Genomic DNA, 26,460 nt, shown 5'->3' with positions numbered 1-26,460 from the left:
GCATTCCATTTCGGAGCAAACGATGCCCGAAACCATTTAATGGCCTATGGTGTTCCCGACTAAGCGGGATGGCAACACGGCTTAACATACAGTCTCTGACCAAAATCAGAGGGAGAAACTGGAAGAGTTTCTAAAATTTATTGGCCTATGGTGTAACTGGCAACACGTCTGATTTTGGTTCAGAAGAGTCTAGGTTCGAGCCCTAGTAGGCCAACAAGGTTGACAGGGATGGCGCGAGAAGCCTGTCCCGAATTCATTTTCGGGAAGTCCTGGTAGGCCAACTACAAAAAATCCCGACCATAGCGTCGGGATTGTTATTTAAAAACATTTACCAATGTCCTCAGTAAAATTATTTGCAGGAAAAGGAACCGCCGATTTAGCTAACCGGATAGCTGAAATCTACGGTAAACCGCTTGGTAAATGTACTTCTCAGAAATTCAGTGATGGCGAGCTAAACTTTAGCTATAACGAGTCCATCCGAGGCACTGATCTTTTCATCATCCAGTCTACCACTCCCCCTTCGGACAACATCATGGAGCTTTTGCTAATGATCGATGCAGCCAAGCGAGCGAGTGCCAAGTACATCACGTTGGTAATTCCATATTTCGGTTATGCCAGACAGGACCGAAAAGACCGACCGAGAGTAGCCATTGCTGCGAAGATGATGGCTAATCTTTTAACGGCGGCAGGCGCCAACCGACTGATGACCATGGACCTTCATGCTGGACAGATCCAGGGATTTTTTGATATCCCTGTAGATCACCTGGATGGTTCTGCCATCTTCGTCCCGTATATCCGTGACCTGAATCTGGATAACCTGATTTTTGCATCACCGGATGTTGGAGGTACAGCCAGAGCAAGAACCTTTGCCAAGTATTTCGAGGCGGACATGGTGGTTTGTGACAAGCACCGAAAGCGAGCTAACGAAATTGCCTCAATGCAGGTGATTGGTGATGTGGAAGGAAAAGATGTAGTACTGGTAGATGACATGGCTGATACAGCCGGAACTATCTGCAAGGCTGCCAACCTATTGAAAGATAAAGGAGCAAAAACAGTAAGAGCGGTATGTACCCATGCCATTCTTTCTGGAAAAGCTTATGAAAACATAGAAGGATCTGATCTGGATGAGATGATCACCACAGATACGATTCCCTTAAAACAAAAGAGTGACAAGATCACCGTATTAAGTGTAGCTGAACTGTTTGCAAAAGCAATCAGAAAGGTTCACGATCATGAATCGATCAGCGCGCTGTTTATTTAATCTAGTATTTTAACCATTTAATATCATAAATTATGAAAAGTGTTGAGATTATAGGGTTTAAAAGAGCAAATCTCGGCAAGACTGAAGCTAAAAGACTCAGAGCTGAAGGGTATGTTCCTTCTGTCATCTATGGTGGCGAAGAGCAGATTCACTTCTACGCTCCTATGATTCTGTTTAGAGAGTTGGTCTACACCGATGAGGCACACTTTGTAAACCTGAACATTGAGGGCGAAACGTTTGAGGCTATTCTTCAGGATATCCAATTTCACCCAGTAAGTGAAATCATCATGCATGCTGATTTCCTACAGTTATTCCGCGGAACTCCTATCAAGATGAACATCCCTGTACGACCAGTAGGTGTTCCTCCAGGAATCCAGCAAGGTGGTAAGTTGATCAAGAAATTGAGATTCCTTTCCATCAAATCTTTACCTAAAGATATGCCTGAATACATCGAGGTAGATGTGTCTAAACTAGGTCTTGGTAAATCAGTAAAAGTTGGTGAAATCCCTACTGAAAACTTTGAAATTCTTAACAGTCCATTAGTGACCATCATGGGTATCGAGGTACCTAGAGCGCTTAGAGGTAAGGCTGTTGATGAAGAAGAAGGTGAAGAGGGAGAAGAAGGAGAAGAAGCTGCCGCAGAAGCTCCAGCTGAATAAACCGAACAAACCTTTTATTAATATGAAGATCCTACTCCACCACGGAGTAGGATTTTTTATTTTTGGGCTTTTAACCATTAGCTGTATTCACAAATGAAATATTTGATTGCGGGACTTGGTAACATTGGACCGGAATATGAACTCACGAGACATAACATTGGGTTCTTAGTGCTGGATCGCCTCGCTGACAAAGAAGGGTTGAGCTGGAATCATAGCAAACACGCCTTCCATACCGAATTAAAATATAAAGGGAGGAGTATTCACCTGATCAAACCAACCACTTACATGAATTTGAGTGGCAAAGCTGTCAACTACTGGATGAATGAGCTGAAGGTAAGTAAAGAAAATTTACTGGTAGTCACAGATGACCTGGCCCTCCCTTATGGGAAAATCAGGCTCAAGGCCAAAGGTTCTGCAGGAGGTCATAATGGACTAAAAAACATCGAACAACTGACCGGAGGACAGGATTATGCCCGATTGCGCTTTGGAGTCGGGGATGATTACCACAAAGGTCAACAAGTAGACTATGTACTCAGCCCGTTTAACAAACAAGAAATGGACGAACTGGTTCTGAATATGGACCGCTCGATTGATGCACTCCTCTCCTTTTGTACTATTGGCCTGGCTCGAACCATGAATGAATTCAATTAATATGACCGGACACGACATCAGCCTGGGGATTCAAATAATTCCGAAAAGCAAAACTCTGGACACTTATCAACTAGTAGATGCAGCAATTGACGTAATCCAAACGTCCGGAGTGCCGCACCTAATCACTCCATTCGAAACGGTCATGCAGGGCAGGTATGATGACCTTATGCAAATTGCCAATGAAGCACAAAAGGCGGTATTAGACGCCGGAGCTGATGAATGCTTGGTGTATTTTCGAATCCACTACAGAAAGGATAGTGATGTAACGTTTGCAGAAAAACGACTGGACCGTTGATTGTTGCAGTTATTGGAGGTGGTGCTGCTGGGTTCTTTACGGCCATTAACATGGCTGAGAGACATCCGGATTGGAATGTGACTATTCTTGAAAAGTCCAACAAGCTGCTTAGCAAAGTCAAGGTATCAGGAGGTGGGCGCTGTAACGTAACCAATGGAAGAAGCGCCGCAGGGGATTTGGTTCCCTTCTACCCTCGGGGTAATAAAAAGCTCTACAAGGTGTTTCAGCAATTCTCTACCAATGATATGGTGGAGTGGCTACAACAGAGAGGAGTGGAAACTCACATGGAAGATGACCTGCGCATGTTTCCTGTCACCAATGACTCCCAAACGATCATCAACTGTTTCCTCAACGAATCCAAAAGACTCGGCATTACCATTCGAACCAATTTTGGAATTGAGATCATTCGCCAACTAGGTGAGCAGTGGGAAATACGTTCTTCCGACGAACAACTGATTGTAGATAAGTTAGTTATCGCTACAGGAAGTTCACCAGCTGCCTGGAAAATGGTAAGCACTATAGGTCTGGATATCGTTGATCCAGTTCCTTCTCTCTTCACTTTTAACATCAAGGATGACCGCATAGCCAACCTTATGGGAATTTCATTTCCCAACGTGTCCATCAAAATAGCAGGTACAAAGCTTGAAGAATCCGGACCTCTCCTGATCACCCATTGGGGACTCAGCGGTCCTGCGGTGTTGAAGCTATCAGCATGGGGAGCTCGAGAGTTGAACAAACTCAAGTATCAATTTCGGACAATGATCAACTTCACGGGAACATCTTCTGCGGAGCAGATTCGTCACGATATTAATCAGTACAAAGCTCACAATCCCAAACGAAAAGTCAGCAATTACGCCCTTTATGACCTCCCAAAGAGATTCTGGAGCCAATTGGTCCATTACTGCGAAATCGGTGAAGAAACACCTTTCGGTGAACTCTCTAAAAAACAAATTAACAAACTGACGGAGGAATTGTATCAAGGTTTATACCAGGTAAAGGGCAAGAGTACTTTTAAAGAAGAGTTTGTTACCAGTGGTGGTGTGAACCTAAACGAAATCAACCTCCAATCCTTTGAAGCCAAACGTTTTCCAAATCTGTATCTGGCCGGAGAGGTATTAGACATTGATGCGCTTACTGGCGGTTTCAACTTCCAGGCGTGCTGGAGTGGAGGCTGGATCATCGCTCAAAACATCTGACCAACCAGCTTGAGCCAATACCGCCCAATTCAGGTTGTTTCCGCTTAACCTATCTCAATCTCTATACCGGTTAAAGTTTCACTATTTTTAAATCAGTAAATCACGTGAAACAAACTATGAAGAGGATTCTTATCATGCTACTTACTGGCATCACCTGCATTGGTCATGCCCAATATTCGTCTGACCTTTCCATTCCACAAATCATGCAAGGGGAAGACTTTGTCGGTTATCTACCCGAACGCATCGAATGGAGTGTAGATGGTCAGTCCATTTATTTCTCCTGGAACCCGGATAGAGATACTTTGAGAAGTGAATATCAGGTAGACATCAAGTCCAAAGAAATTAGCAAAAGGACGGTTGGCGAACGAAAAAATCAGGTCGAGTTTGGTGACTATAACAAGGCCAGAACCAAAATGGTCTACAGCAAATCGGGTGATCTGTTTCTATATGATGTAAAAACCAAAAAAAGCACCCCGATCACCAACACGCTTGACAGTGAGTATGGCGCCGAGTTTTCTGGAGATGAGCAGCATATCATTTATACTTCCGACAACAATCTCTACAGTTGGAATATTGCCTCTGGTTCCACTGTACAGCTGACCAATTTCAAAGAAGGTAGTGAACGAAAGGACCGTTCCAAACCAGATTATGACCAGTGGCTAGAAGATGATCAACTGGAGTACATCCAGGTACTAGCCAAGAGAAACCGAGAAAGTGAATTAAGAAAAGAAGACCGAGAGGCACTTAACCCGGATAGGCCTTTAGAAATCTACATTGGAGACAAGAGTGTTTACAACATTCAGATCACTCCAGACATGAAATTCGTCACTTATACTTTGCGCTCACGAGCAAATGCAAAACGTACAGAGGTACCAGAATATGTGACACAGTCAGGACATACGGAACATAGTACTTCTCGATCAAAAGTTGGCTCACCGCAGGATACGTACGAAATGGGTGTATACGACATAAAAGGTGATTCGGCTTACATCATCGATACGAAGCAAATTGATGGTATCTATGATAAGCCCGCATTTTTAAAGGAGTATGCTGGAGAAGAATTTGATCCAAAGTATGAGAAACCACGTGAGGTGGTGTTCAATGGTCCCTTTTTCTCAGAGGATTCCAAGGCATTGGTGGACATTCGTAGCCTGGACAGCAAAGACCGATGGTTGATGCTACTGGACTTGCAGTCCGGTGATCTGAAGACTCTGGACAGACAACATGATGATGCCTGGATCGGTGGACCCGGCATCAGCTCCTGGAAGTTTTACCCTGGCAATCTTGGATGGTTGAATGCTTCTACTATCTGGTACCAATCAGAGGAAACAGGCTATTCGCATTTGTATTCGCAGGATGTAACTTCTTTGAAGAAGAAGGCACTCACCGCTGGTGATTTTGAGATTCGGGATGCGAAGCTCTCTAACGATAAGAGTACCTTTTACATTCAAAGCAATCGAGTCTCACCTCATGTGAATCACTTTTACCAGTTACCAGCTAGAGGCGGTAAAATGACACAGATTACTACTAGAGAAGGTAATAATGAGGTGACCCTGTCGCCAGATGAAAAGTGGCTGGCAGTGAGGTATTCTTACTCAAATAAACCATGGGAGCTCTATCTGATGCCCAACAAGGCCGGAGCGGAAATGACCCAACTCACCAGCTCCACAACGGAGGCGTTTGACAGCTATGATTGGAAAGATCCGGAAATCGTCAACTTCAAAGCAGATGATGGAGAGTCCGTCACAGCTAGACTTTACAAACCAGAAAACCCAAATGGCGCTGCAGTGGTATTTGTGCATGGGGCTGGCTACCTGCAAAACGTCCACAAATGGTGGAGCTCTTACTTCAGAGAATACATGTTTCACAATTTCCTGACTGACATGGGATATACCGTCCTTGATATTGACTATAGAGGAAGTGATGGCTATGGAAGAGACTGGCGCACAGGCATCTACCGATTCATGGGTGGTAAAGACCTTTCTGATCAGGTAGATGGCGCTGAATACCTCGTGGCTGAGCATGGAATAGATCCAGATAGACTTGGCATTTATGGTGGCTCCTATGGCGGCTTCATCACACTGATGGCCATGTTCACAGCACCAGATGTCTTTCAAAGTGGTGCTGCTTTGCGATCAGTGACCGACTGGGCACACTACAATCATGGTTACACCCAAAACATCCTCAATACCCCAGTAGAAGACAGTATTGCTTACAGAAGAAGCTCGCCGATCTATCATGCTGAAGGGCTGGAGGGAAGACTTGTCATGCTACATGGTATGGTGGACAGCAACGTGCAGTTCCAGGATGTGGTCCGACTCTCACAGCGGTTGATTGAGCTAGGTAAGAAGGACTGGGATCTGGCCGTTTTCCCTCTGGAATCTCATGGCTTTGTAGAAGCCAGCAGCTGGGCTGACGAGTACCGCAGAATTTATGAACTGTTCGAAGAAACATTGAAATAAGCCAAATTCAAATAAACAATCCAATGATTAAGAAAAACCTACTTTTTCCAATACTGAGTATGATCACCTTGTGCTCATTCGCTCAGGACTGGGATGTAACAACCCCTGTAGAAGACTATAAAGAAACGACCATTTCGGTTGATGAAGGCACCTGGATGAACCTGGATGTGAGTCCAGATGGTTCCAAGATTGTGTTTGATTTGCTAGGAGATATCTACATCATGCCAGTGACCGGAGGTGAGGCTACTCCGCTTCGTTCAGGTCATGCCTACGAAGTGCAGCCTCGATTTAGCCCTGATGGAAAACAAATCTCATTCACTAGCGATGCTGGAGGAGGTGATAATATCTGGGTGATGGATGTAGATGGCTCTAATGCCAAACAAATTACCAAAGAAAGTTTCCGACTTCTGAACAATGCAGTATGGACTCCAGATGGACAGTACTTGGTAGCCAGAAAACATTTTACATCAGGAAGATCATTAGGTGCTGGAGAAATGTGGATGTATCATATCACTGGAGGATCCGGTATTCAGCTAACCAAAAGAAAGAATGACCAGCAAGACGCAGGAGAACCATGGGTGGCTGGCAATTATGTCTACTACAGCGAAGACATGTATCCTGGAGGCTACTTTCAGTACAACAAAGATCCCAACAGCCAGATCTATGTTATCAAGCGATACAACCGAGAGGATGGTGAAACCGAAACACTGATTAGTGGACCGGGAGGTGCTGTCAGACCTCAGGTGTCTCCCAACGGAAAAAAGCTAGCTTTTGTGCGCAGAGTGAGAACAAAATCCGTTCTATACCTTCATGATTTTGAAACAGGTACTCAAATGCCTGTATATGATCAATTATACAAGGATCAGCAAGAAGCCTGGGCTATTTTCGGGGTTTATCCCAACTTCAACTGGCTACCTGACAACAAACATGTGATCATCTATGCCAATGGGAAAATCAAAAAAGTCAACACTGAAACCGGTAAAGATGAGGTGATCCCATTCAAGGCAACGGCCACTCACAAAATCACGGACCCTCCTATCTTCAAACAAAACCCAGCACCCGAAGCATTTGAAGCAAATGTGATCCGCAGCGCCACCACTTCCCCTGATGGAAAACTACTTGCCTTTAATGCCGCAGGTTACATTTACACTAAAAAGCTACCTAATGGAACACCGAAGCGATTGACATCAGGTACTGACTTTGAATACGAACCCGCCTTTTCTCCAGATGGTAAATTCATCATTTATGTCACTTGGAACGACGAGCAAAAAGGTGCCATTATGAAAGTCAGTTCATCAGGTGGATCCCCTGTAAAGTTGACCAAAGAAAAGGGCATCTACAGAACTCCATCCTTCTCCCCTGACGGTCAATGGATCGTTTATAAGAAAGATAGTGGTGATGGTACATTAGGTCATGCCTTTGGGGTAAAGCCCGGTATTTACACCATGTCATCAAATGGTAGTTCTCCAAAGTTCGTCACCGAAGACGGTGACAACCCAAAATTCACCAAAGACGGAAAACGCATCTACCTCCAAACAGGTGGATATCTGTTTGGCAGCTTGAACAAATCCTACAAAAGCGTGGACTTAAACGGAGCCAATGAAAAGATTCATTTCCACTCCACTTATGCCAACCAATACAGCGTGAGTCCAGACGGTAAGTGGCTGGCTTTTGGAGAACTCTACGATGTGTATATCATGCCTTTCTCCGATCATGGCCAAACGTTCGAGTTGACAGGTAGTACGAAAGCACTACCCGTAACTAAAGTGGCAGATGATGCCGGAATCAACCTGCACTGGTCAAAGAATAGCGATCAATTGATGTGGACTTTGGGCAATGACTACTACAGTGTAGACCTGGATCAGTCCTTTATCTTCCTTGAAGGCTCGCCGGATTCCATCACGGATATGAACAAACAGAAGGTCGAAGTTAATCTAGAGCTGAAAACAGATGTGCCCGAAGGAGTAATCGCCCTTAAGGGTGCAAAAGTGATCACCATGGACGGTGATGAGGTCATTGAGAATGGAATTGTCGTTGTAGAGGGAAATCGGATAATCGCTGTAGGCGAAGGTGATGAAGTGACCATCCCATCCAAAGCAAAAACAATAGATGTAAGCGGCAAGGTCATCATGCCTGGAATCATTGATACGCATGCTCACTTGCGAGCCTTCCGCTATGGCATGAGTCCCCAGAAGGATTGGGCATATTACGCCAACCTAGCGTACGGAATTACAGCAACTCATGATCCTTCTGCCAATTCAGAAACAGCGCTTTCACAATCTGAAATGGTGCGAACTGGCAGAATGGTTGGTCCACGAATATTCTCGACCGGTACGATCCTGTATGGTGCTGATGGTGACTTCAAGGCAGTGATCAATAGCTATGATGACGCCTACAGCGCCATCAAACGGACCAAAGCTTACGGCACCTTTAGTGTGAAAAGCTACAACCAACCTCGTCGTGAGCAGCGGCAGCAAGTTATTAAAGCAGCCAAAGATTTGGAAATCATGGTGTATCCTGAAGGTGGATCAACTTTCTTCCACAACATGACGATGATTCTGGATGGTCACACCAGTATTGAGCACAATATCCCAGTGGCCCCGCTATATGACGATGTAGTGCAGCTATGGTCAGCGAGTAAAACAGCCAACACTCCTACGCTGATCGTCAATTATGGTGGACTAAACGGAGAGTATTACTGGTACCAAAACACCAAGGTGTGGGAAAATGAACACCTGCTAAAGTATACTCCTCGCAGCATCATTGACAGCCGCTCGAGACACAGAACCATGGCTCCTCAGGAAGAATATGACAATGGGCACATACTGGTATCAGAGTCTATCAAAAAGCTGGTAGATAATGGCGTAAAAGTATGCGTAGGTGGTCACGGCCAGCTACAAGGCCTGGGCGTTCACTGGGAGATGTGGAACTTATCACAGGGTGGCATGACCAATATGGAAGTACTAAGAGCTGCTACCATACATGGAGCTGAGTACATCGGTATGGGTGATGACTTGGGGTCGATCGAGGAAGGTAAGCTGGCCGATTTGATTGTGCTAGATCAAGATCCTACCATGGACATCCGAAATACAGAGTTTGTTAAATACACCATGGTCAATGGTCGACTATATGACACCTCTACCATGAATGAAACAGGCAATAGCGAGAAAGCAAGAAGTAAATTTTTCTGGGAACAGGAAGGTTACAATGACAACTTCCCATGGCATGAGGAAAGTCACAGTTTCCAGGGAATCCATTGTAGCTGTCAACATTAAATAGGTGATTCAAAAAGCCCCTAAATTTAGTCTAGGGGCTTTTCATTCCCAACGCAAGCACTTAAACGAATAAGCTCGAGTTTTATATTACAGAGCGTTAGGCGGCTCCAGGAAGAGTTTTGCCTTATTAATTTAAGACATGCCGTCTGTTGTTCTTAATCGCTCATTTGTGTGCTATCTGGAAACTGATATGCTACCACTCTGTCAAATCCAGATGATTCTGAATAATCACGAAACACCTTTTTAAGTTCATCGGAATGTTTCAAGGTTATGATATCGTTTTTATGCATTGGGATCATGACGTCATAAAACCCATCTTTTGGATCAAGAGAACTGACAATCCCATTATAAGAATAGGAGCTGAAGGAAACCCAAAGACTATCTTCTGTCACGTCGTTCACTTTAAGTAGGTAGTGATTGTATTCGGATGGCTCTTGAGGATCCTTGATCAAATACACATCTCCGACCTGTGGGTTTTCTATATAGGTCTGTGCCTGACTATCTTCGATTATACTGTTCCCAACCAAATATGAAACTCCAAGCACTATGGCTAATAAGCCAACAAACAAGTACTTGGGAGTTGGAACTGCTTTTTTCAGTTGCCTCACGAGTTGTTTCTTGTCTTCGCCAACTTCTTTTTCCCTGAGTACAAACTGGCAACTCGGACATACAATGTCCGCGGCTTTCTTGTATGGGAATAGTGGTATCCAGAATACGTGAACATAATGTGCTGTTATAAGAAGAACCGAATTTTTTTCCTTGCAAGAAGGGCATTCAAAATTCTCCAGCGGAGCCTGTTTCAAACTCTTGGAATTCCATCCATAGATAATCATCTTGAGGTATTTAAGGTGTATAAAAGTTCAAAATAACTGAATCCCCTCTATTTCCAAAAAATATTCACTCGGGTTAAAATATCCTTCACTCCCATCCGTCTGTACACTCAAGCAAATGATACAGACATGAATATTGCATTGATCATCAACGACCTGGAATCTGAACGATCCGCCCTGAAGGTAGGACTGGAACTGGAAGAACGATTGGGTCAATTGGGAATTAATAATACACTGATAGACCTACAGGATGACGTTTCTCCAGACATTTCAGATTACGATGGAATCATTCTCATAGCTGAGAACCAGGGGCCGCTGATCAGTTTTGATCTGTATAATATGATACTGAGTAACCGAAACAACTGGTCTGGTAAGTTGATCCTGCCGATCATCACTACTCAAGAAGCACTTCTTGGAGAATCAGCCTCTCGTCAGATCATGAGTACTTTGGTATCTCTGGGCGCCAATATGATCACCGAGCAAACCATTTTTACCAAGCTGGAAAATAAGTTTGACAAGTCGATGAACCTTAAGGATCAGGAACTTAACTTCGTCATAGACAGGCTAATTTTGTTGGTGCTAAGTGAAGGAAGACCAAGTCCATACCGTATGCGCATCATCGCCTGACCTATGGAAGCCTACAGCCTCACCGTGAAACAAAAAAACGAGCACATAGAACGCACAGTCAAAGCGAACAGTGGCAAACTGTTGCATTTTATTCGCCGGTTTGTCAAACGGGATGAAGAGGCTCAAGATATCTTACAAGATGTGTTCTATCAGTTTGTCGTTGGATATGATCAGATCAAATCCATGGATCAGATTACCTCATGGCTCTATCGAGTGGCTAGAAATAAAGCCACCGACAATCACCGAAAGATGAAACCCAATTCATTTTCAGAATTGACGGTCAATAATAGCGAAGAAGAACCATTAATGCTGGAAGACATTCTGCCAGACACCAATGACTTACCTGATCAGGAGCTACTAAAAGAGGTTATTTGGCAAAGAATAGAAGAGTTGCTGGCCGAAATGCCAAAAGCTCAACGGGATGTATTCACCCAGCATGAGTTTGAGCAGATGAGCTTCAAGCAAATAGCTGAACAAACTGGAGACACGGTGAATACTTTGATTTCAAGAAAACGATATGCCATTCTGATCCTTAGAGAAGGTCTGGCTGATTCATATAACGAACTAATTAATGATTGAAATGAGAAGATATAAATATATCAAAATACCCCTGATGGTTCTCATCATCTTCTCGCTGGTGAGTGCTGTGGTCATGTACCTGTGGAACTGGCTCATGCCAGATTTATTTGGACTACCATTATTGACCTTCTGGAAAGCGGCCGGTCTTTTGCTCCTCTCCAAGATCCTGTTTGGTGGATTTAGAAAATCACATCACGGTCCTGGAAAACCGGCATGGAAGGAACATTGGCAAAACAAATGGGAATCTATGCCGGAGGATAAACGAGAAAAATGGAAACAACGATTCGCTGATAAGTGGTGTGGACATTCGCATCACGAGCCACAAGAGGAATCACAAAAAAAGGATAGTCAATAAACCATCCTTTTTTATTTGTAAGAAACGGGTCTTTTTTAGTATTATAGCAGCTACATCTAAAAAGCCCCATGGAAAAATTCACAATTAAAGCAGGAGAAGAATACATCCAACTAAACGATCTGATGCAAGTACTTAACTGGGTAGGGTCAGGAGGTGAAGCGAAACAGGTCATACTGAGCGAACAAGTCCTGGTGAACGGAAACATAGAAATGCGCGTGAGACGAAAATTACACGACGGAGATAAAGTGCTGTGGGGAGAAAATGAAGCGGAAATCTCTTCCTGACCACTGGAAGCCAACTTCTAAACGCGAAGTACATTGAATCACAAAAAAAAGGCACCTGATCCTTTTAGAATCAGATGCCGCTTGATGAAGGTTCAATACATTTAGACTGACTTTAGCAAGGCCTCAATGTCTGTGGCTATATCACCAGAAGGTCTTGCTGCGGTAGCATCTACAATCTTCCCTTCCTGATCAATCAGTATAAACCGTGGAATACCCCGAATCATGTAATCCTCAATGATAGAGGCATCCCAGGCTCCAGGTGCAAACACATGCACACCACCTAATTTCTTTTTAGCCACCATTTTTTTCCATGGCTCTTGAGTATCATCTATACTCACCGCAAGGAAGGTCACATTTTTGTCTTTGAATTGCTCCTGTAATTTTTCCATATATGGATGCTCCCCAATACAAGGTCCACACCAGGTAGCCCACACATCTATATAAACCACAGATCCTTTAAAGTCTGCCATGGTCAGCGTGTCTCCGTCTATGCTCTCATATGCAAAATCAGGTGCCGGATTTCCTGGAGTGAGCTTAGACCATTTTTCCACCATCTGATCCACTTCTTCGATATTGTCTGGTTCAGGGCCGAGTTCCTTCCAGTCGGCAATCATCTCACCCGAATACTCTACTGGCATGTAGGTGTAATAGACTTTGATGAAATTATAAAGCAAATGGTCTTTGAGGGCATTGAGCGTGATCAATGAATCCACAGAGCGATTGTACGCTTCGTAATACTCCAGGGAATCCCGTTGGCCGACCTCTGAAGCAGTGCTGGATACCAACCCATCAACAAAAGTCAAAAAAGAAGGATACTCCATGTTGGTACTGTCATTCACATCCAATTCATCTCGGAATGCATAAAAGTCGTCCGAAACCGAATATTCCTTTAGTTTGAGATAGTACTGATGATACCGTTCAAAATTGAGATGCACAGAATACTTGTCCCACTTAAAGTTCTCAGTGGTGTACATTTTGAAAACTTCATCACTGACACTATCAAGAGAAGCCAGTCTCAAAGCATAGATAGAATCCTGCGCTCGGATATAGTCCTCCTCTTCCAGTACCATCAAGTCTTTGAACGACATGATCGTATCGTTGAGAAGTACCAAAGAAGCTTTGTAATTATTGATATCGGCCGCATCTCCGCTGAATGTCAACGTCTCGTCAAATTCACTGGTCTCCAATGAAAAAGAAACGGCATCACCCGGTCGGATATAAAGACTACCGTATTCTCCACCATGATTAAACCTAACTTCTGTAGGTTCGTTGACCATGACGGTAACGTTAAAGCCACCTTCGGCATCCAGCGAGTCTGTAAGTGTCTCTTCCCCTACTCGGAAAGAAATGATTTCACTCTTTGGGTTAGTAATAGTACCAGAAATAGTAGTGGTGGGAGCTTCGGCTTCTTGCTTGGTGCAGGCAAAAAATAGCAACGCTCCGAAAATCATAAATGCTGTGTTCTTCATAGTCATGTTTTGGTTAGAGAACTAAATTTATAGTTTAACTAAACAAATAACCAGTTATCAGCCAAAATATTATCAATTCATTCACATTAATCCAGATATTTTGATCAGATTCACACATGAACCTGCAAGCACTCAGATATCCCATTGGAGAATTTGATCTACCAAAGCAAATCACTCCTTCGCAGATCGAGGAGTGGATTGGTGTCATCGAATCCTTTCCAGCTACACTGCACAAACTCACTCATCAGCTATCAGCAGTAGAACTCAACTGGCAGTATCGTCCAGAGGGGTGGTCTATCAAACAAGTGGTTCACCACTGTGGAGATAGTCATTTGAACAGTCTGATGAGGTTTAAACTAGCCTTAACAGAGGACCAACCAATGATCAAACCCTATCTGGAAGACCAGTGGGCGTTACTAGCTGACAGCCTTGATGATCAGTTGGAACCATCCCTCAAACTACTAGAAGGACTGCATTATCGCTGGGTGGTTCTTTTGAGATCACTGACATCCGAGCAGCTCTGCAGAACTTTTGTGCATCCTGAGCACGGCACCACGATTACATTAAAGCAAACCATCGGCAACTATGCATGGCACTGCAATCACCACCAGGCTCATATCGAACAGGCGATAACCTATCACGGTGATTTTAGCTCTCTTTATGAAGTCTGAATTGATTCAATTTGAGTTTTAAGCGTTCTACGATTTCAGACACATCTTTGGTCTTCTTAGAGTACTCTGACATACCGGAGCTCAGCTCTGAGGACGAACTGGCAATCTCCTCGGTACCCGATGCGGTCTGTTCTGAAATCACTACCACTCCTTCCATCAGCTGCACCACCTTGCTCACGTCTTGAGTTTGTTGTCTGGTGGCCCCGACAATGCGCTCTGACAACCGAAGCGTTTGTGAGTAGGATGCCGCCAGCTCTTCGAACGAAACCGAAGCATGTTGGGATGCCTCTACACCGCCTTCGATGTTTTGACTCATCTCCGTTATGTGCTGCGCTGTTACCTTGATAGCGGACTGCACTTCGCTCACCATTTCCTCAATATCCTTAGTGGAATTTCCGGAGTCCTCTGCCAGCTTTCTGATTTGCTCTGCCACCACCGAGAATCCGCGGCCTGACTCTCCTGCTTTGGCCGCCTCAATCGCCGCATTTAGCGCCAACAAGTTGGTTTGTCCAGCTATTTCTTTAATGATATTCAAAACCCTAGAAATCTCCTCCGATCTATTGGATAAGATTCCTATGGCTTTATTGGTCTCATCAGACACCGAAAGAATTCGTTTCATGCTATTATCCACCCTAGCAATCAGGTCTTTGCCCTTGTCACTCTGATCCACTCCGCGCTCTGCGGCAGCATTGATGGATTCCGCCTGATCTCCTACTTCCGTCGAGAACCTCAGTATGCCCTCCAAAATATTGGAGGCTTCATCGATGCGCTGTACCTGATTCTGCGCTCCACGGCTCATTTCAGCTATAGAAGAGGCAATCTCCTTGGTGCTCACATTCATTTCTTCACTGGTAACAAGCATTTCATCTGAAGACGACCGGATGGATTCCGTTTGATTGATGATTTCCTCGAGTAGTTCACTGAGATTATCCAATGCAGTATTGAGGTTATCAGTGACGCGTTTCACATCACCTTTGGCCTCACCATGATAGCGATCACTCAAATCACTATCCGCCATAGAGTTAATCACTGCATTGATGGCATCAAAAGGTGTCAGAATGGAATCGAACAGCCTATTGATGGACTCTCCCAGAGCTCTCCACTCCCCTTCTTTGGACTCCACGTCTATCCGAGCACTAAAATTACCGGACTCCACCGCTTCTTTGATTACATAGTTGGTGTCTTCAATGGCTCCTTTGAGCGCATCTTGTTGAGTCTGAAGTGATTTATTTCGCTCTAATACCTGTGAGGTAGCTTCGTCTACTTTGTCCTGCAGGATTTGTCGCTGGAGTCTAATCTGCTTTTGGCGCCATATAGTAATGGATACCGCTAAAGCCAAAATAGCGATAATCACCAATGCTCTAAACCACCACGTGGACCACCAGGGCGGCAACACGATCAGTGTTAGCTGGCGTTCTTTATCAGACCACTTTCCATCACTATTCGTCCCCTGTATTCGAAGCAGGTATTCATCTGGATCCAGATTAGTATATCGAGCCTGGCGATCTTTTGCGGTTGTGTAAATCCAATCTTCATTGAACCCTTCCAGTTTGTATCGGTATTCGTTGGACATGGGGGAGGTAAAATCCAGGGCGGTAAATTCGAAGGCTAATACATTCTGATCATAGGTAAGTGTCAGCTCATCCAGGTTGACAATTGAGCCTTCGATAAGACGTTTGCCATTTTTCTTTTTGTAACTGGAAATGGACTCGTTGAATATGCGAACATCAGTGATCTCAATATTGGGATTGTACTGGCTCAAAGTGACCTCATCAGGGTGAAAGTCATTAAGCCCTTTGATCCCTCCAAAATACATCCGACCTGATTGTGTTTTGATGGATGAGTTATAATTGAACTGAGTTCCCTGCAAGCCATCTTCGTTCGAAAACTGGATCAGTTCTTTTGTTGAAGGGTTGTATTTATTCAAGCCTTTGTTCGTACTGATCCACAGGTTGCCTTTTGCGTCTTCTTTTATGCCATTGACTGAAGCATTGGAGGTAGCTATATTATAGTCTGTTACTCTTCGAATGGACTTGGTCCGGATATTCATCACACATAATCCCTGTACCGAGCCGATCCAAAGGTTGCCTTTAGTGTCTTCAAACAAAGTCGGTACGTTGTTATGTAGGAGACTGGTGCTATCCTCAGCATCGTGCTTAAAAACCTTGAACGTTCCTTTATCTCTATCGAAGAGATTAAGACCGTCATTTTGAGTTCCTACCCAGAAGTTGCCCTGAGAGTCTTCCAGCAGTGTCACCACGAAATCACTACTGATGCTTCCCTTTTCCGGACTCTGAGCAAAGCGCCTAAAGCCATCAATGGACGGGACATATTTGGACAGGCCTCCGCCCAACTCTCCCAGGTAGATGTCACCTCTGCTATCCTCCAGAACAGCCCAAACATTCTTATTACCAATAGAATTAGGATCATCAGGATTGGGAAAATACCGCTTGAAACGGCCTGTCCTTCTGTTGAACCGATTGACACCTCCATTGTAAGTACCTATCCACAGATTATCGTTCTTATCTTCTTCTAATGCGATAGCTACATTGCTACTGATCGATGAAGGATCTGAATCCGAATGCGTGTAATGGGTGAATCTGTTGGTTTTAGGATCGAGTCTGTCAAGCCCTCCTCCATCCGTGCCAATCCAGATAAATCCATCTCGGGATTGCTCCAAAGCAATCACTGAATTAAAACTAATGGTATTGGCTTCTCCGGGTATTTCTTCCCATAAATGGAACTTGTTTCGGTACTTGGAATAAATATTAACGCCTCCTCGAAAGGTACTAATCCAGACAACTCCTGACTCATCTTGCTTGATTTCATAAATCGCGTCACTGGTTAAACTCTCCTGATCAATAACACTGGATTTGATGTAAGAGAACTTTTTTGAGACCGGGTCATACACATTGATTCCCCTACCATCCGTTCCTATCAGAATATTACCCTTTTCATCTTCATAGAAGCAGGTAACGATCTCCATACTCAGTCCGTTGTTAGAATCAAAATATTCAAATTCTCCACTGGCAATATTGTAACGCATGGCCCCCTTTCCATCTGTTCCGACCCACAGGTTGCCTCGAGAATCCTTCATAACCGGCTTGCGGCTGGACTGAAGTAGCTTCAACGATTCCTTGTAATAGAACTTTTCGCACTTCTTGGTATTGATATTGATCCGCGCAAAATAATTCTCGTCTGCCAGTCCGAGCCAATAATTATCTCCAGTATCAGGGACTATGTCGAAAACTTTATTGGAAGGCAGAGAATTGGGGTCACTGGGTTGATGATTGATTATGCTGTATTGATTTTTTGTGCGGTTATACACTCCTATTCCTTCACTTGCACTCGCAAAAATCAAGTTGTTGTTTTTATCGACCAATATGGCGTTGACAGCTGAGGTGACCAACTGTCCATCCACCTGATCAGCTGCGATTCTTGTAAACTGTTCAGTTTCCCAATCGAATGTACAGATTCCTGAATTGGCAGTGGCTATCCAAATAATTCCATTCTGATCCTCGGCCAGTGCATTGATAGTATTCCCAGAAATACTAGAAGGGTCATTCTTTTCATTTTTATAAACCTTCAGATTATACCCATCATATCTATTCAAGCCATCTGCTGTTCCAATCCAAACAAAGCCTTTGGAGTCTTTCAGGCTGCAATTGACCGTTCCTGTAGACAAGCCATCATCGGAGGTGATGTGCGTAAACTTCCAATCTAACTGCGCAGTAAGCGGAAAAATGAGTAGACTAAAAAAAATGGGTAGTAATATTCTCAGGGTCATCTTCATCAGGTTATATGGGTCATCCAATATAGTACAATTAACCTCCAATAAGTTAATGAATATGACGGACCTGAGTAATCTGTTGACGAACCTGGATTTAAAAGGAATGAAATAAAAGACCACTCCCAGTGTATTTCACAAAAAAAGGCATCTCATCGGATGCCTTTCATTACAATTATTACAATACATCTAGAGCCTCTAACTAATGGTAGCCCCATTTTCAGCATTCTTATCTGGACTAACTGCTTTGAGTGAACCATCGGCATTTTCTGCAAAGAGCAGCATTCCTTGAGATTCTATTCCCATGATTTTTCTAGGGGCAAGATTGGCCATCACCACCACCTTTTTGCCGATCATCTCTTCAGGGGTAAAGTGTTTGGCTATACCACTCACTATCGTACGTTTATCCAATCCAGTATCTACAGTGAACTTGAGAAGTTTATTTGATTTCTCCACTTTCTCAGCAGTTTTGATTTCACCTACTCTCAGATCCATCTTCATAAAGTCGTCAAAAACGACCTCTTCTTTAGCCGGTGTTACCTGTGGTGCTGCCGCCGCAGCTTCATTTGCTTTTTTGGAATCCATTAATTTCTGTACTTGTTCTTCTACTACTTTGTCTTCAATTTTCTCAAAGAGCAAAATCGGTTCTTCAATTTTGCTACCCTCATCTAGTAAATCAGTAGTTCCTGCCTGACCCCATTGGATATTCGTCTGATTGAGCATCTTTCTGAGCTTCTCAGAGGTAAATGGCAAAAATGGTTCTGCGAGGATGGTCAAACTACCAGCGATCTGAAGGGCGATATTCATGATCGTGCCTACGCGCTCTTCATCCGTTTTGATCAGCTTCCAGGGTTCGGTATCGGCCAGGTATTTGTTCCCTTCTCTGGCGAGATCCATCAGATGGCTTAGCGCCTCTCTAAATCTGAACTGCTCCAGTGAGGCTTCTACTTTTCCCGGATACGTTTTGATAGCATCGATCACTTCCTGATCCCGAGCTTGCAATGCTCCTCTAGTTGGGATTTTACCATCAAAATACTTGTGAGTCAGCACTACGGCACGGTTCACGAAGTTGCCAAAGATGGCTACCAATTCACTGTTGTTTCTGGCCTGGAAGTCCTTCCAGGTAAAGTCATTATCTTTTGTTTCGGGTGCATTGGCTGTAAGTACATACCTCAGCACGTCTTGCTTTTCGGGAAACTCCTCCAAATATTCATGCAACCATACGGCCCAGTTTCGGGAAGTAGAGATTTTATTGGACTCCAAATTCAGAAATTCATTGGCGGGCACATTATCTGGCAGGATGAAGTCACCATCTGCTTTTAGCAAGGCAGGGAAGATCACACAGTGAAAAACAATATTATCCTTGCCGATGAAGTGGATCAACCGGGTATCCTCCTTCTTCCAGTAATCCTCCCAGTTTTTCCCTTGATCGGCAGCCCAGTCTTTGGTCGCAGAAATATATCCAATCGGAGCATCAAACCATACATATAGCACTTTTCCTTCGGCTCCTTCTACTGGTACAGGAATCCCCCAATCCAGGTCTCTGGTCATAGGTCTTGATCGGAGTCCATTGTCCAACCAGCTCTTACACTGTCCGGCCACATTGGGCTTCCACTCCTTGTGTTCTTCAAGTATCCACTGTCTCAGCCAATCTTCATACTGGTCCAGTGGGAAATACCAGTGTTTGGTCTCTTTCATTATAGGAGACTCACCACTCAGCATCGATTTGGGATTGATGAGCTCAGCGGGACTTAATGTAGAGCCACAGTTTTCACATTGATCTCCATATGCTTCTGGAAAGCTACAAGTAGGACAAGTGCCTTTTATGTACCTATCTGCTAAAAACTGCTTTTCCTTTTCATCATAAAACTGCTCTGAGGCTTGCTCCTGAAATTTGCCATGTTCATATAGCTTTTTGAAATAACCAGAAGCCGTCTGATGGTGAGTTTTGGAGCTGGTTCGAGAGTAAATATCAAAGCTGATACCGAAATCGGCGAAGGATTTTTTGATCTGGTTGTGATACTTGTCCACCACCTGCTGTGGAGTTACACCTTCTTTGCGCGCTCGCAATTCGATGGCCACTCCATGCTCGTCAGAACCACAGATGAATGCTACATCCTTGCCCTTTAACCGGAGGAACCTGGCAAAAATATCTGCTGGCACATAGACACCTGCCAGATGCCCAATATGAACAGGTCCATTGGCATAGGGAAGAGCTGCTGTTAGTGTGTATCTATTGAAATCTTTATTAGACATATCGATTAGTAAATTGGGGGCAAATATAGGAAGAATTGACTCGGCTAATAAAGGCAATGGAGTGATTAATCCCTGTTCCGCATGTTGATTGGACCATTAAGAGTTTAGGCTTGCCTTTTGCATAATTGGTTTGGTCCGTATCAGAAAGATTTCATTTTCTTTGCCACACTTTAACCAAAATGAACGTATGAAAAAGTTGCTAATTGGAGCGTTGGGACTCATAGTGCTGAACGCAACTCATGCTCAAAAAAACTATTCAATCGAAATTGATCTGACAGCCACCACCAATGATCAGGTACCAGTGACCGTATATCCACCTGCAGTAGACGCGGATACCACTGAGTATCAGATGGCCAAAGTGGTGCCCGGAACCTACAGCATTTCTGATTTTGGAAGATTCGTATCCAACTTTAAAGCCGTGGATGAACAAGGTAATGAATTGTCAGTTGAAAAACTCTCTACCAACAGGTGGCAAATCGCTAATGCAAAATCTATCTATAAAATCAGTTACCTAATCGACGATACCTGGGATGAATTTGACGGTTATGGGGACAACATCGTTTTCGAACCCGGAGGAACCAACATCAATGCCAGCAGTGATGCTTATGTCATGAACACTTTTGGCTTTATCGGATACATGGAGGGAATGAAATTTGTGCCATTCGAGTTGTCGATCAAGCACAATCAAGAGAACTATGGTGCCACCGCGCTCAGAAAAGAGGTCATCTCACCCACTGAAGACAAGTACTTTGCAGATGATTTTAACTTTTTGGCTGATGGACCTATCATGTACAGTATCCCTGATACCGTCACCAGAAGGATCGCTAATGCGGAGATTATCGTATCCGTATATTCTCCAAACAACATGCTTTCCGCAAAAGATGTAATGGATAACATCTACGATCTGATGGAGGCTCAAAGCAACTATCTAGGCGGTAAACTGCCAGTGGATCGATATGCTTATTTGATCTATCTCAATGATGAGTCTACCCTATCCGGCTCCATGGGAGCATTGGAACACTCCTACTCATCGGTCTATTCATTACCAGAAGCCAGTGCAGAGCGTATCGGGCAAACTGTTAGAGATGTGGCCGCTCATGAGTTTTTCCACATCGTCACACCACTGAACATTCACTCCAAAGAAATAGGCGAGTTCAACTACATAGAGCCGGAAATGTCCAAACACCTGTGGCTCTATGAAGGCGTAACTGAATACAGTTCTATGCACGTGCAGGTTAAATACAACCTCTATGGCCCGGACAAATTCATGTCTGAGATTCAGGATAAACTAAGAGTGGCGGATCGATTCCCACTGGTCTCATTTACAGAAATGAGCGAACGTATTCTCGAGCCAGAGTATGAAAGAATGTACACCAATGTCTATTACAAGGGAGCACTTATTGGAATGTGTCTGGATCTATATCTGATCAAATACTCAGATGGTGAGAAAGACTTGCAATGGCTGATGAGAGAGCTGGCTAAGAAGTATGGTAAGGAAGTATCATTTGATGATGATGAACTGTTTGGTGTGATTGAGGAATTGACCTATCCGGAAGTTGGTGAGTTTCTGCAAACCTATGTAGCTGGAGACGCTCCGTTACCAATCCAGGAAGTGCTCGGCTGGGCAGGTATAAACTATACGGAGGAAAAAACAGTCACTACCACGGCCAGTTTCAGAAGTGGTGTCGGCATCACACTCAACGAGGATCGTGAGATTGTAGTGGAGGAAGTGGATACTGAAAATGAATTTGCTGCTGATATGGGATATAAGCCTGGAGATGTGATCCTAAAAATCAACAAACAAGAGTTCACTCTCGCCACGGCACAAGCCATCATCGAAGAATACATGGAAACCATCAAACCTGGCGATAAGGTAAAAGTGGAAGTACGAAGAGAAGTGAAGGAAGGCAAATTCAAAACGAAGAAGCTCAAAGCCAAAGCAACTGAAGAAGAAACGAAGGTGAAACACTTCCTGGAGCTGGATAAAGATCCTTCTGAGGAGCAATACAAGACACTACAGTCATGGATTATTGCCGGTAAGTAAGAATCTGAAAATTCTCCAAAAAACTAAAGCCACCGGGAAAGTTCCCGGTGGCTTTATTGTCTACTGAGAGTCATCAACAATTGGCGGGTGTCCATGACATGTGAACAGCATTAGTTAACCATTGTGGTCAAAACCTGTCAATCATTATGATCATTTCAAACGCTTGGGACGAAACTAATTCGGAAATGTAGATTAGTGATAGCAAGTGATCAGATATTGTATCAAAGGGCGGTTAATCAGGACGAAAAGCCAGTTAAACACCAAGAGCCTTTAAAACCTCTTCCTTCCGGTTCCTGGATACATCTACTACCCTTCCCGATTTCAAAATCAGTTGACCTCCACGTCCCTTTTTGTACAAGCTTACTTTGGTAAGGTTGACCAGAAAAGATTTGTGCACTCTCAGGAATCTGTAGGCTGACAGGTTTTGCTCCACCTCAATCATGGGTTTGGAAGTAGTGATACTCTTGTTATCTGCCAGATGAAAAACAGTGTAGTTACGATCAGCCTCCACCATTTCGATTTGCTCAACGCTGATTACATGTACTTCATCTGATGCAGAAATAGTAATGGACGGATTAGAGACGTCTGATTTTAGCAATCTCTTTAGCGCACCAAAATCAGGAGTCTCCTTCTTCACGATAACCTTCTGTACGGCATTGATTAGTTCTTCTTTGTCAATTGGCTTTACCAGGAAATCTAAGGCTGCAACTCTAAATGCCTTCACGGCATACTTTTCATGACCCGTGGTGAAGATGACTATTGGCATCTGTTCATTTAAGCGCTCGATTAGGTCAAAACCAGTAGCCCCAGGCATGTCCACGTCTAAAAAGACCAGATCAGGATCAAACTTCTTAATCAGATCCTCCGCCTCAGATACGTTTTTGGCTTCAGCCACCACCATCACATAAGCACAATGTTCCCTCACCAGCAGATTTAAGTTGGCTCTGGCAGCTGCCTCATCATCGATTATAATTGCTCTTAACTTCACATCAACTTTGGAATAGTGATTAACACCTCGGTTCCTTCACCTAACCGACTCTGTACGGACAACTGAATATCAAATTCATATGTTTCTTTCATGAGACGGATTTTGTCATTGATGATGAGCATGCCATAAGAGTTTGTCTTTTGATCTGAGAGATCAAAACCAACCCCATTGTCTTTAATAGTGATGCCTATTTGAGAGTTGATTTCTTCCACTCTCACCAGCAACTCACCCCCTGTCTCCACCTCTCTCAATCCGTGCCAAACGGCGTTTTCAATAAATGGCTGAGTAATCATCGCAGGAAATTTCAATTGTGATGCATCCAGGCCATCAGCTACTTGCACCAAGTAATCAAATGAATGGCCGAGTCGCAACTGCTCCAGGCTCAAATACAACCGAACAAGATCCAGCTCATCACTCAACCGTATCAGCAGCTGGTCAGATAAGTCCAGCACCTTTCGCATCAGTCGGGAATATGCCGTAAGGTACGAATCAGATTTTTGCACATCATTTATCAACATGAAATTCCGAATGGAATTAAGTGCATTGAAAACGAAATGTGGCTTTAACTGTGCCTTGCGTGAACGCAACTCAGCAAACAGCTTCTCACTTCGCTGCCTCTTTCTGGCTCTCAAGAAATTCAATACTCCAAAACTCACCAAAGTGATCACCCCAGAAGCAATCAGGATGAGTAGAACTCTAAACCACAATGTCTCCCACCATACTGGAAGTACCTCCACCTGTATAGAAGCTCCAGTAGTCCAGGGCATATTCTGATGACGGTATTGGATTTCCAACTGGTAGCTGGCTGCCTTTAAGTTGGACATGATCAGTTGGTTTTCATTCGTATACACCCAACCGACCGGATCTTCAGCCTCCAAACTAACCATTCGGTAACGATAGCTTATTGGCAGTGGACTAGCCAATGATAGTGTGGAGTAAGTCAGATCAAAACCTTTGACTCCAGAGTTAACTACCAGTAGGCTGTCTTTTAGCGGAGTATCTTCGTTTCCTGAAATGCATGATTCTATCACAAACTTGGGAAGACTCTGCTCTACAAACATTTCCTGTTGCCGAAAGGAATACAAGCCATCATCAGTGGCCATCACCACCTGATCCTTAAATAGAGCGATATCATTGACCTTGACGTTCATTTCTGGAACACGATTTACGTCACCAATCCGACCATCCACGAGCTGAATGATATCTACACTCGAGGCAGTCAATGCCCATACTTTGTTTTCATTCTTCAGAATCTTACTTGCATAATTTGATGAAAGGCCATTTTCCTCTCGAGTGATGCGAGTAGTGTCTGACTCACTCAGCACCCAAATACCAGCACCATTGGTAGCTACCCAGAGATCCTCTTGATTATAAAAGGCATGAGTAGGGACTACTATATCAAACACTACAGTAGTGGTGAAGGGAGGCCGAATGTTGCATCTATAGATTCCTCTACGATTGATAAACTCCAGACTCTCCTGATCTAGTTTGATCGTGTATTTGATTAAGTTGAAATTGGGCAGATCTACTCTTTGATTCACAGAAATAGAATCTTCATGGATCTCATATAATTCTACCATATGACGACCATTGGCTACCAATATGGAGTCATTTGGTAGATCCAGGAATATCTTATTATTTGTGTATTCGCTGCTAATGGTAACCTGACCATTGGGAAGTTCTTCCAGATCTCGTATACGGCTTCCCGTGTGTAGCACTTCAAGATCCTCATAACCCTTCATACGCCACACCGTATCACGCGTTTTGCCTATCACGTACACATTTTGGTCCGAACAAATGACCCTTTCAAATCCTGATGGATGATCATGCATTTTGACCATCCGATTAATTGGTGTTAGTCTCTTTACGCCGTTTCCGTAAGTAGTGATCCATTGGTTTTGCGACTTGTCCATAAGAAGGTTGGTGGCAATTGGAATGTCCAATACTTTATTAACATGCTGACCACTTTTCTGATATACGCCTTCTGAAGTAAACATATACAAGGTATTGTCGAGGATTTTGACATTGTATATTTGAAAAGGCAATGCCTTCTGTTGATAGCTACCATCCAGGTTGTATTCAAGTAGCGTATATTCTTTGAAAGTATTGGGTGTATAAGAATACCAACTAGAATCAATAGTGGCAATATGAGACTTAGGATCTCTATCGGTATGTGGTGTTTCAGTAACCAAATTGAATTGCCCTCGATCATATCTAAAAACACTGTCAATGGTAATAATCAGTAATTGATCGTTGAATTTCATGAAATGAGGTCTTTGGAAAGAATGGATTTCTCTAAAACCATTTGCTGTTACCTGATACATGCCACTGAGAATACAAACGAATATCTTGTTGTCATATTCTATAATGTCATAGATCTGTGAATTCAATGATTTGAGTGGATAGCCTTGCATGGTCTGATGGTGTACCTGACCAGCGTAAATAACTCCCAATTTGCCATTTACTGTATAGCACCAAAGCTGCCCTTTGGAATCCTGGTAGAATTTTAAGATATCACTATCCGGTGCTCTCTTTGGATATATCGTAGTTGACAAACCTTTGCCCATCAAACCGGCTCAGTCCTCGAGATGTACCAAACCAGATATAACCCAGATTATCCTGCGCTACTGCATAAACGGTGTTAGAGGCTAGGCCATCTCTAGTGGTATATACTTTTTCTGAAATGGCAGCTTGCCCCGTCGCAAACTGGGATAGGCTTCCCAGGCACAGAGCGATGATGCATGACCATTTCATTAATCTCATAGTTTAGT

General features: G+C 43.7%; 20 protein-coding genes and 1 tRNA gene. 14 read left to right on the top strand and 7 right to left on the bottom strand.

From position 1 onward, the window contains the following. The first annotated feature begins 141 nt into the window (after positions 1–141). The 8 genes from ACO067_RS21595 (at position 142) to ACO067_RS21560 (ending at position 9,799) form a co-directional block, all read left to right on the top strand. A tRNA-Gln gene (locus ACO067_RS21595) sits at positions 142–214 on the top strand. 120 nt (positions 215–334) lie between these two features. Then, positions 335–1,261, top strand: coding sequence for a ribose-phosphate pyrophosphokinase (locus ACO067_RS21590; RefSeq protein ID WP_421878098.1), 927 nt, complete (start codon positions 335–337; stop codon positions 1,259–1,261). A gap of 32 nt (positions 1,262–1,293) precedes the next feature. Continuing rightward, positions 1,294–1,920, top strand: a complete 627-nt coding sequence (locus tag ACO067_RS21585; protein WP_421878096.1) for a 50S ribosomal protein L25/general stress protein Ctc — start codon at positions 1,294–1,296, stop codon at positions 1,918–1,920. A 93-nt stretch (positions 1,921–2,013) separates the two neighbouring features. Continuing rightward, positions 2,014–2,571: an aminoacyl-tRNA hydrolase gene (pth, locus tag ACO067_RS21580; protein WP_421878094.1), complete on the top strand. Its 558-nt coding sequence runs from the start codon at positions 2,014–2,016 to the stop codon at positions 2,569–2,571. Then, positions 2,558–2,866, top strand: coding sequence for a thiamine-binding protein (locus ACO067_RS21575; RefSeq protein WP_421878092.1), 309 nt, complete (start codon positions 2,558–2,560; stop codon positions 2,864–2,866). Before pth ends, ACO067_RS21575 begins: the two co-directional genes overlap by 14 nt. Continuing rightward, positions 2,863–4,062, top strand: coding sequence for an NAD(P)/FAD-dependent oxidoreductase (locus ACO067_RS21570; RefSeq protein ID WP_421878090.1), 1,200 nt, complete (start codon positions 2,863–2,865; stop codon positions 4,060–4,062). Before ACO067_RS21575 ends, ACO067_RS21570 begins: the two co-directional genes overlap by 4 nt. A gap of 116 nt (positions 4,063–4,178) precedes the next feature. After that, complete coding sequence (locus tag ACO067_RS21565; RefSeq protein WP_421878088.1) at positions 4,179–6,524, top strand: prolyl oligopeptidase family serine peptidase; 2,346 nt, start codon at positions 4,179–4,181, stop codon at positions 6,522–6,524. A gap of 23 nt (positions 6,525–6,547) precedes the next feature. Next, positions 6,548–9,799 carry an amidohydrolase family protein gene (locus ACO067_RS21560; protein WP_421878086.1) on the top strand — a complete coding sequence of 1,084 codons (3,252 nt, stop codon included), beginning with the start codon at positions 6,548–6,550 and terminating at the stop codon, positions 9,797–9,799. 155 nt (positions 9,800–9,954) lie between these two features. Here the strand turns inward: ACO067_RS21560 and ACO067_RS21555 are convergent, their stop codons facing one another. Continuing rightward, a complete protein-coding gene (locus tag ACO067_RS21555) occupies positions 9,955–10,632 on the bottom strand; it encodes a hypothetical protein (RefSeq protein WP_421878084.1) in 678 nt (225 codons plus the stop codon). Positions 10,633–10,758: 126 nt separating this feature from the next. Between ACO067_RS21555 and ACO067_RS21550 the strand changes: the two genes are divergently transcribed. The 4 genes from ACO067_RS21550 to ACO067_RS21535 all read left to right on the top strand — a co-directional run bounded on the left by ACO067_RS21550 (position 10,759) and on the right by ACO067_RS21535 (position 12,474). After that, the gene (locus ACO067_RS21550) at positions 10,759–11,256 is read left to right on the top strand and encodes a hypothetical protein (protein ID WP_421878082.1); all 498 of its coding nucleotides are present in this window, start codon (positions 10,759–10,761) and stop codon (positions 11,254–11,256) included. A gap of 3 nt (positions 11,257–11,259) precedes the next feature. Beyond that, positions 11,260–11,835, top strand: coding sequence for an RNA polymerase sigma factor (locus ACO067_RS21545; RefSeq protein ID WP_421878080.1), 576 nt, complete (start codon positions 11,260–11,262; stop codon positions 11,833–11,835). Between the two features lies 1 nt (position 11,836). Then, on the top strand, positions 11,837–12,190 hold the full coding sequence (locus tag ACO067_RS21540) for a hypothetical protein (protein WP_421878078.1): 354 nt from the start codon (positions 11,837–11,839) through the stop codon (positions 12,188–12,190). 68 nt (positions 12,191–12,258) lie between these two features. After that, the gene (locus tag ACO067_RS21535) at positions 12,259–12,474 is read left to right on the top strand and encodes an RNA-binding S4 domain-containing protein (protein ID WP_421878076.1); all 216 of its coding nucleotides are present in this window, start codon (positions 12,259–12,261) and stop codon (positions 12,472–12,474) included. Positions 12,475–12,575: 101 nt separating this feature from the next. Here the strand turns inward: ACO067_RS21535 and ACO067_RS21530 are convergent, their stop codons facing one another. Beyond that, a complete protein-coding gene (locus tag ACO067_RS21530) occupies positions 12,576–13,943 on the bottom strand; it encodes a TlpA family protein disulfide reductase (RefSeq protein WP_421878074.1) in 1,368 nt (455 codons plus the stop codon). Positions 13,944–14,059: 116 nt separating this feature from the next. Between ACO067_RS21530 and ACO067_RS21525 the strand changes: the two genes are divergently transcribed. Further along, on the top strand, positions 14,060–14,614 hold the full coding sequence (locus ACO067_RS21525; protein WP_421878072.1) for a YfiT family bacillithiol transferase: 555 nt from the start codon (positions 14,060–14,062) through the stop codon (positions 14,612–14,614). Here the strand turns inward: ACO067_RS21525 and ACO067_RS21520 are convergent. Next, positions 14,592–18,401, bottom strand: coding sequence for a two-component regulator propeller domain-containing protein (locus ACO067_RS21520; RefSeq protein WP_421878071.1), 3,810 nt, complete (start codon positions 18,399–18,401; stop codon positions 14,592–14,594). The genes ACO067_RS21525 and ACO067_RS21520 overlap by 23 nt on opposite strands. A gap of 198 nt (positions 18,402–18,599) precedes the next feature. Beyond that, positions 18,600–20,657: a methionine--tRNA ligase gene (gene metG / locus ACO067_RS21515; RefSeq protein ID WP_421878069.1), complete on the bottom strand. Its 2,058-nt coding sequence runs from the start codon at positions 20,655–20,657 to the stop codon at positions 18,600–18,602. Positions 20,658–20,844: 187 nt separating this feature from the next. Here metG and ACO067_RS21510 point away from each other — a divergent pair, with 187 nt between their 5' ends. Beyond that, positions 20,845–22,701, top strand: coding sequence for a PDZ domain-containing protein (locus tag ACO067_RS21510; RefSeq protein ID WP_421878067.1), 1,857 nt, complete (start codon positions 20,845–20,847; stop codon positions 22,699–22,701). Between the two features lie 253 nt (positions 22,702–22,954). Here ACO067_RS21510 and ACO067_RS21505 read toward each other — a convergent pair whose 3' ends face one another. Genes ACO067_RS21505 through ACO067_RS21495 form a run of 3 tightly spaced genes read right to left on the bottom strand, consistent with a single transcriptional unit; the run spans position 22,955 to position 26,443 of the window. After that, entirely contained in the window at positions 22,955–23,689 is a 735-nt protein-coding gene (locus ACO067_RS21505) for a LytR/AlgR family response regulator transcription factor (protein WP_421878065.1), read from the bottom strand. Further along, positions 23,686–26,244, bottom strand: a complete 2,559-nt coding sequence (locus ACO067_RS21500) for a sensor histidine kinase (RefSeq protein ID WP_421878063.1) — start codon at positions 26,242–26,244, stop codon at positions 23,686–23,688. Before ACO067_RS21500 ends, ACO067_RS21505 begins: the two co-directional genes overlap by 4 nt. Next, positions 26,207–26,443, bottom strand: coding sequence for a two-component regulator propeller domain-containing protein (locus tag ACO067_RS21495; RefSeq protein ID WP_421878061.1), 237 nt, complete (start codon positions 26,441–26,443; stop codon positions 26,207–26,209). The genes ACO067_RS21500 and ACO067_RS21495 overlap by 38 nt, the downstream gene beginning before the upstream one ends. Positions 26,444–26,460: the final 17 nt, after the last annotated feature.

It is taken from the genome of Marinoscillum sp., assembly GCF_965229915.1.
In the GTDB taxonomy this organism is placed as follows: domain Bacteria; phylum Bacteroidota; class Bacteroidia; order Cytophagales; family Cyclobacteriaceae; genus Marinoscillum.
This window is presented reverse-complemented; position numbering and strand designations above follow the sequence as displayed.

Excerpts from the sequence above, each read along its gene's own strand:
- ACO067_RS21530 (WP_421878074.1), bottom strand. The coding sequence starts at position 13,943 with ATGAAGAACACAGCATTTATGATTTTCGGAGCGTTGCTATTTTTTGCC.
- ACO067_RS21495 (WP_421878061.1), bottom strand. The coding sequence starts at position 26,443 with ATGAAATGGTCATGCATCATCGCTCTGTGCCTGGGAAGCCTATCCCAG.
- ACO067_RS21585 (WP_421878096.1), top strand. The coding sequence starts at position 1,294 with ATGAAAAGTGTTGAGATTATAGGGTTTAAAAGAGCAAATCTCGGCAAG.
- ACO067_RS21525 (WP_421878072.1), top strand. The coding sequence starts at position 14,060 with ATGAACCTGCAAGCACTCAGATATCCCATTGGAGAATTTGATCTACCA.
- ACO067_RS21560 (WP_421878086.1), top strand. The coding sequence starts at position 6,548 with ATGATTAAGAAAAACCTACTTTTTCCAATACTGAGTATGATCACCTTG.
- ACO067_RS21590 (WP_421878098.1), top strand. The coding sequence starts at position 335 with ATGTCCTCAGTAAAATTATTTGCAGGAAAAGGAACCGCCGATTTAGCT.
- ACO067_RS21550 (WP_421878082.1), top strand. The coding sequence starts at position 10,759 with ATGAATATTGCATTGATCATCAACGACCTGGAATCTGAACGATCCGCC.
- ACO067_RS21555 (WP_421878084.1), bottom strand. The coding sequence starts at position 10,632 with ATGATTATCTATGGATGGAATTCCAAGAGTTTGAAACAGGCTCCGCTG.
- ACO067_RS21565 (WP_421878088.1), top strand. The coding sequence starts at position 4,179 with ATGAAGAGGATTCTTATCATGCTACTTACTGGCATCACCTGCATTGGT.
- metG (WP_421878069.1), bottom strand. The coding sequence starts at position 20,657 with ATGTCTAATAAAGATTTCAATAGATACACACTAACAGCAGCTCTTCCC.
- ACO067_RS21520 (WP_421878071.1), bottom strand. The coding sequence starts at position 18,401 with ATGACCCTGAGAATATTACTACCCATTTTTTTTAGTCTACTCATTTTT.
- ACO067_RS21510 (WP_421878067.1), top strand. The coding sequence starts at position 20,845 with ATGAAAAAGTTGCTAATTGGAGCGTTGGGACTCATAGTGCTGAACGCA.
- ACO067_RS21535 (WP_421878076.1), top strand. The coding sequence starts at position 12,259 with ATGGAAAAATTCACAATTAAAGCAGGAGAAGAATACATCCAACTAAAC.
- ACO067_RS21545 (WP_421878080.1), top strand. The coding sequence starts at position 11,260 with ATGGAAGCCTACAGCCTCACCGTGAAACAAAAAAACGAGCACATAGAA.
- ACO067_RS21575 (WP_421878092.1), top strand. The coding sequence starts at position 2,558 with ATGAATTCAATTAATATGACCGGACACGACATCAGCCTGGGGATTCAA.
- pth (WP_421878094.1), top strand. The coding sequence starts at position 2,014 with ATGAAATATTTGATTGCGGGACTTGGTAACATTGGACCGGAATATGAA.
- ACO067_RS21540 (WP_421878078.1), top strand. The coding sequence starts at position 11,837 with ATGAGAAGATATAAATATATCAAAATACCCCTGATGGTTCTCATCATC.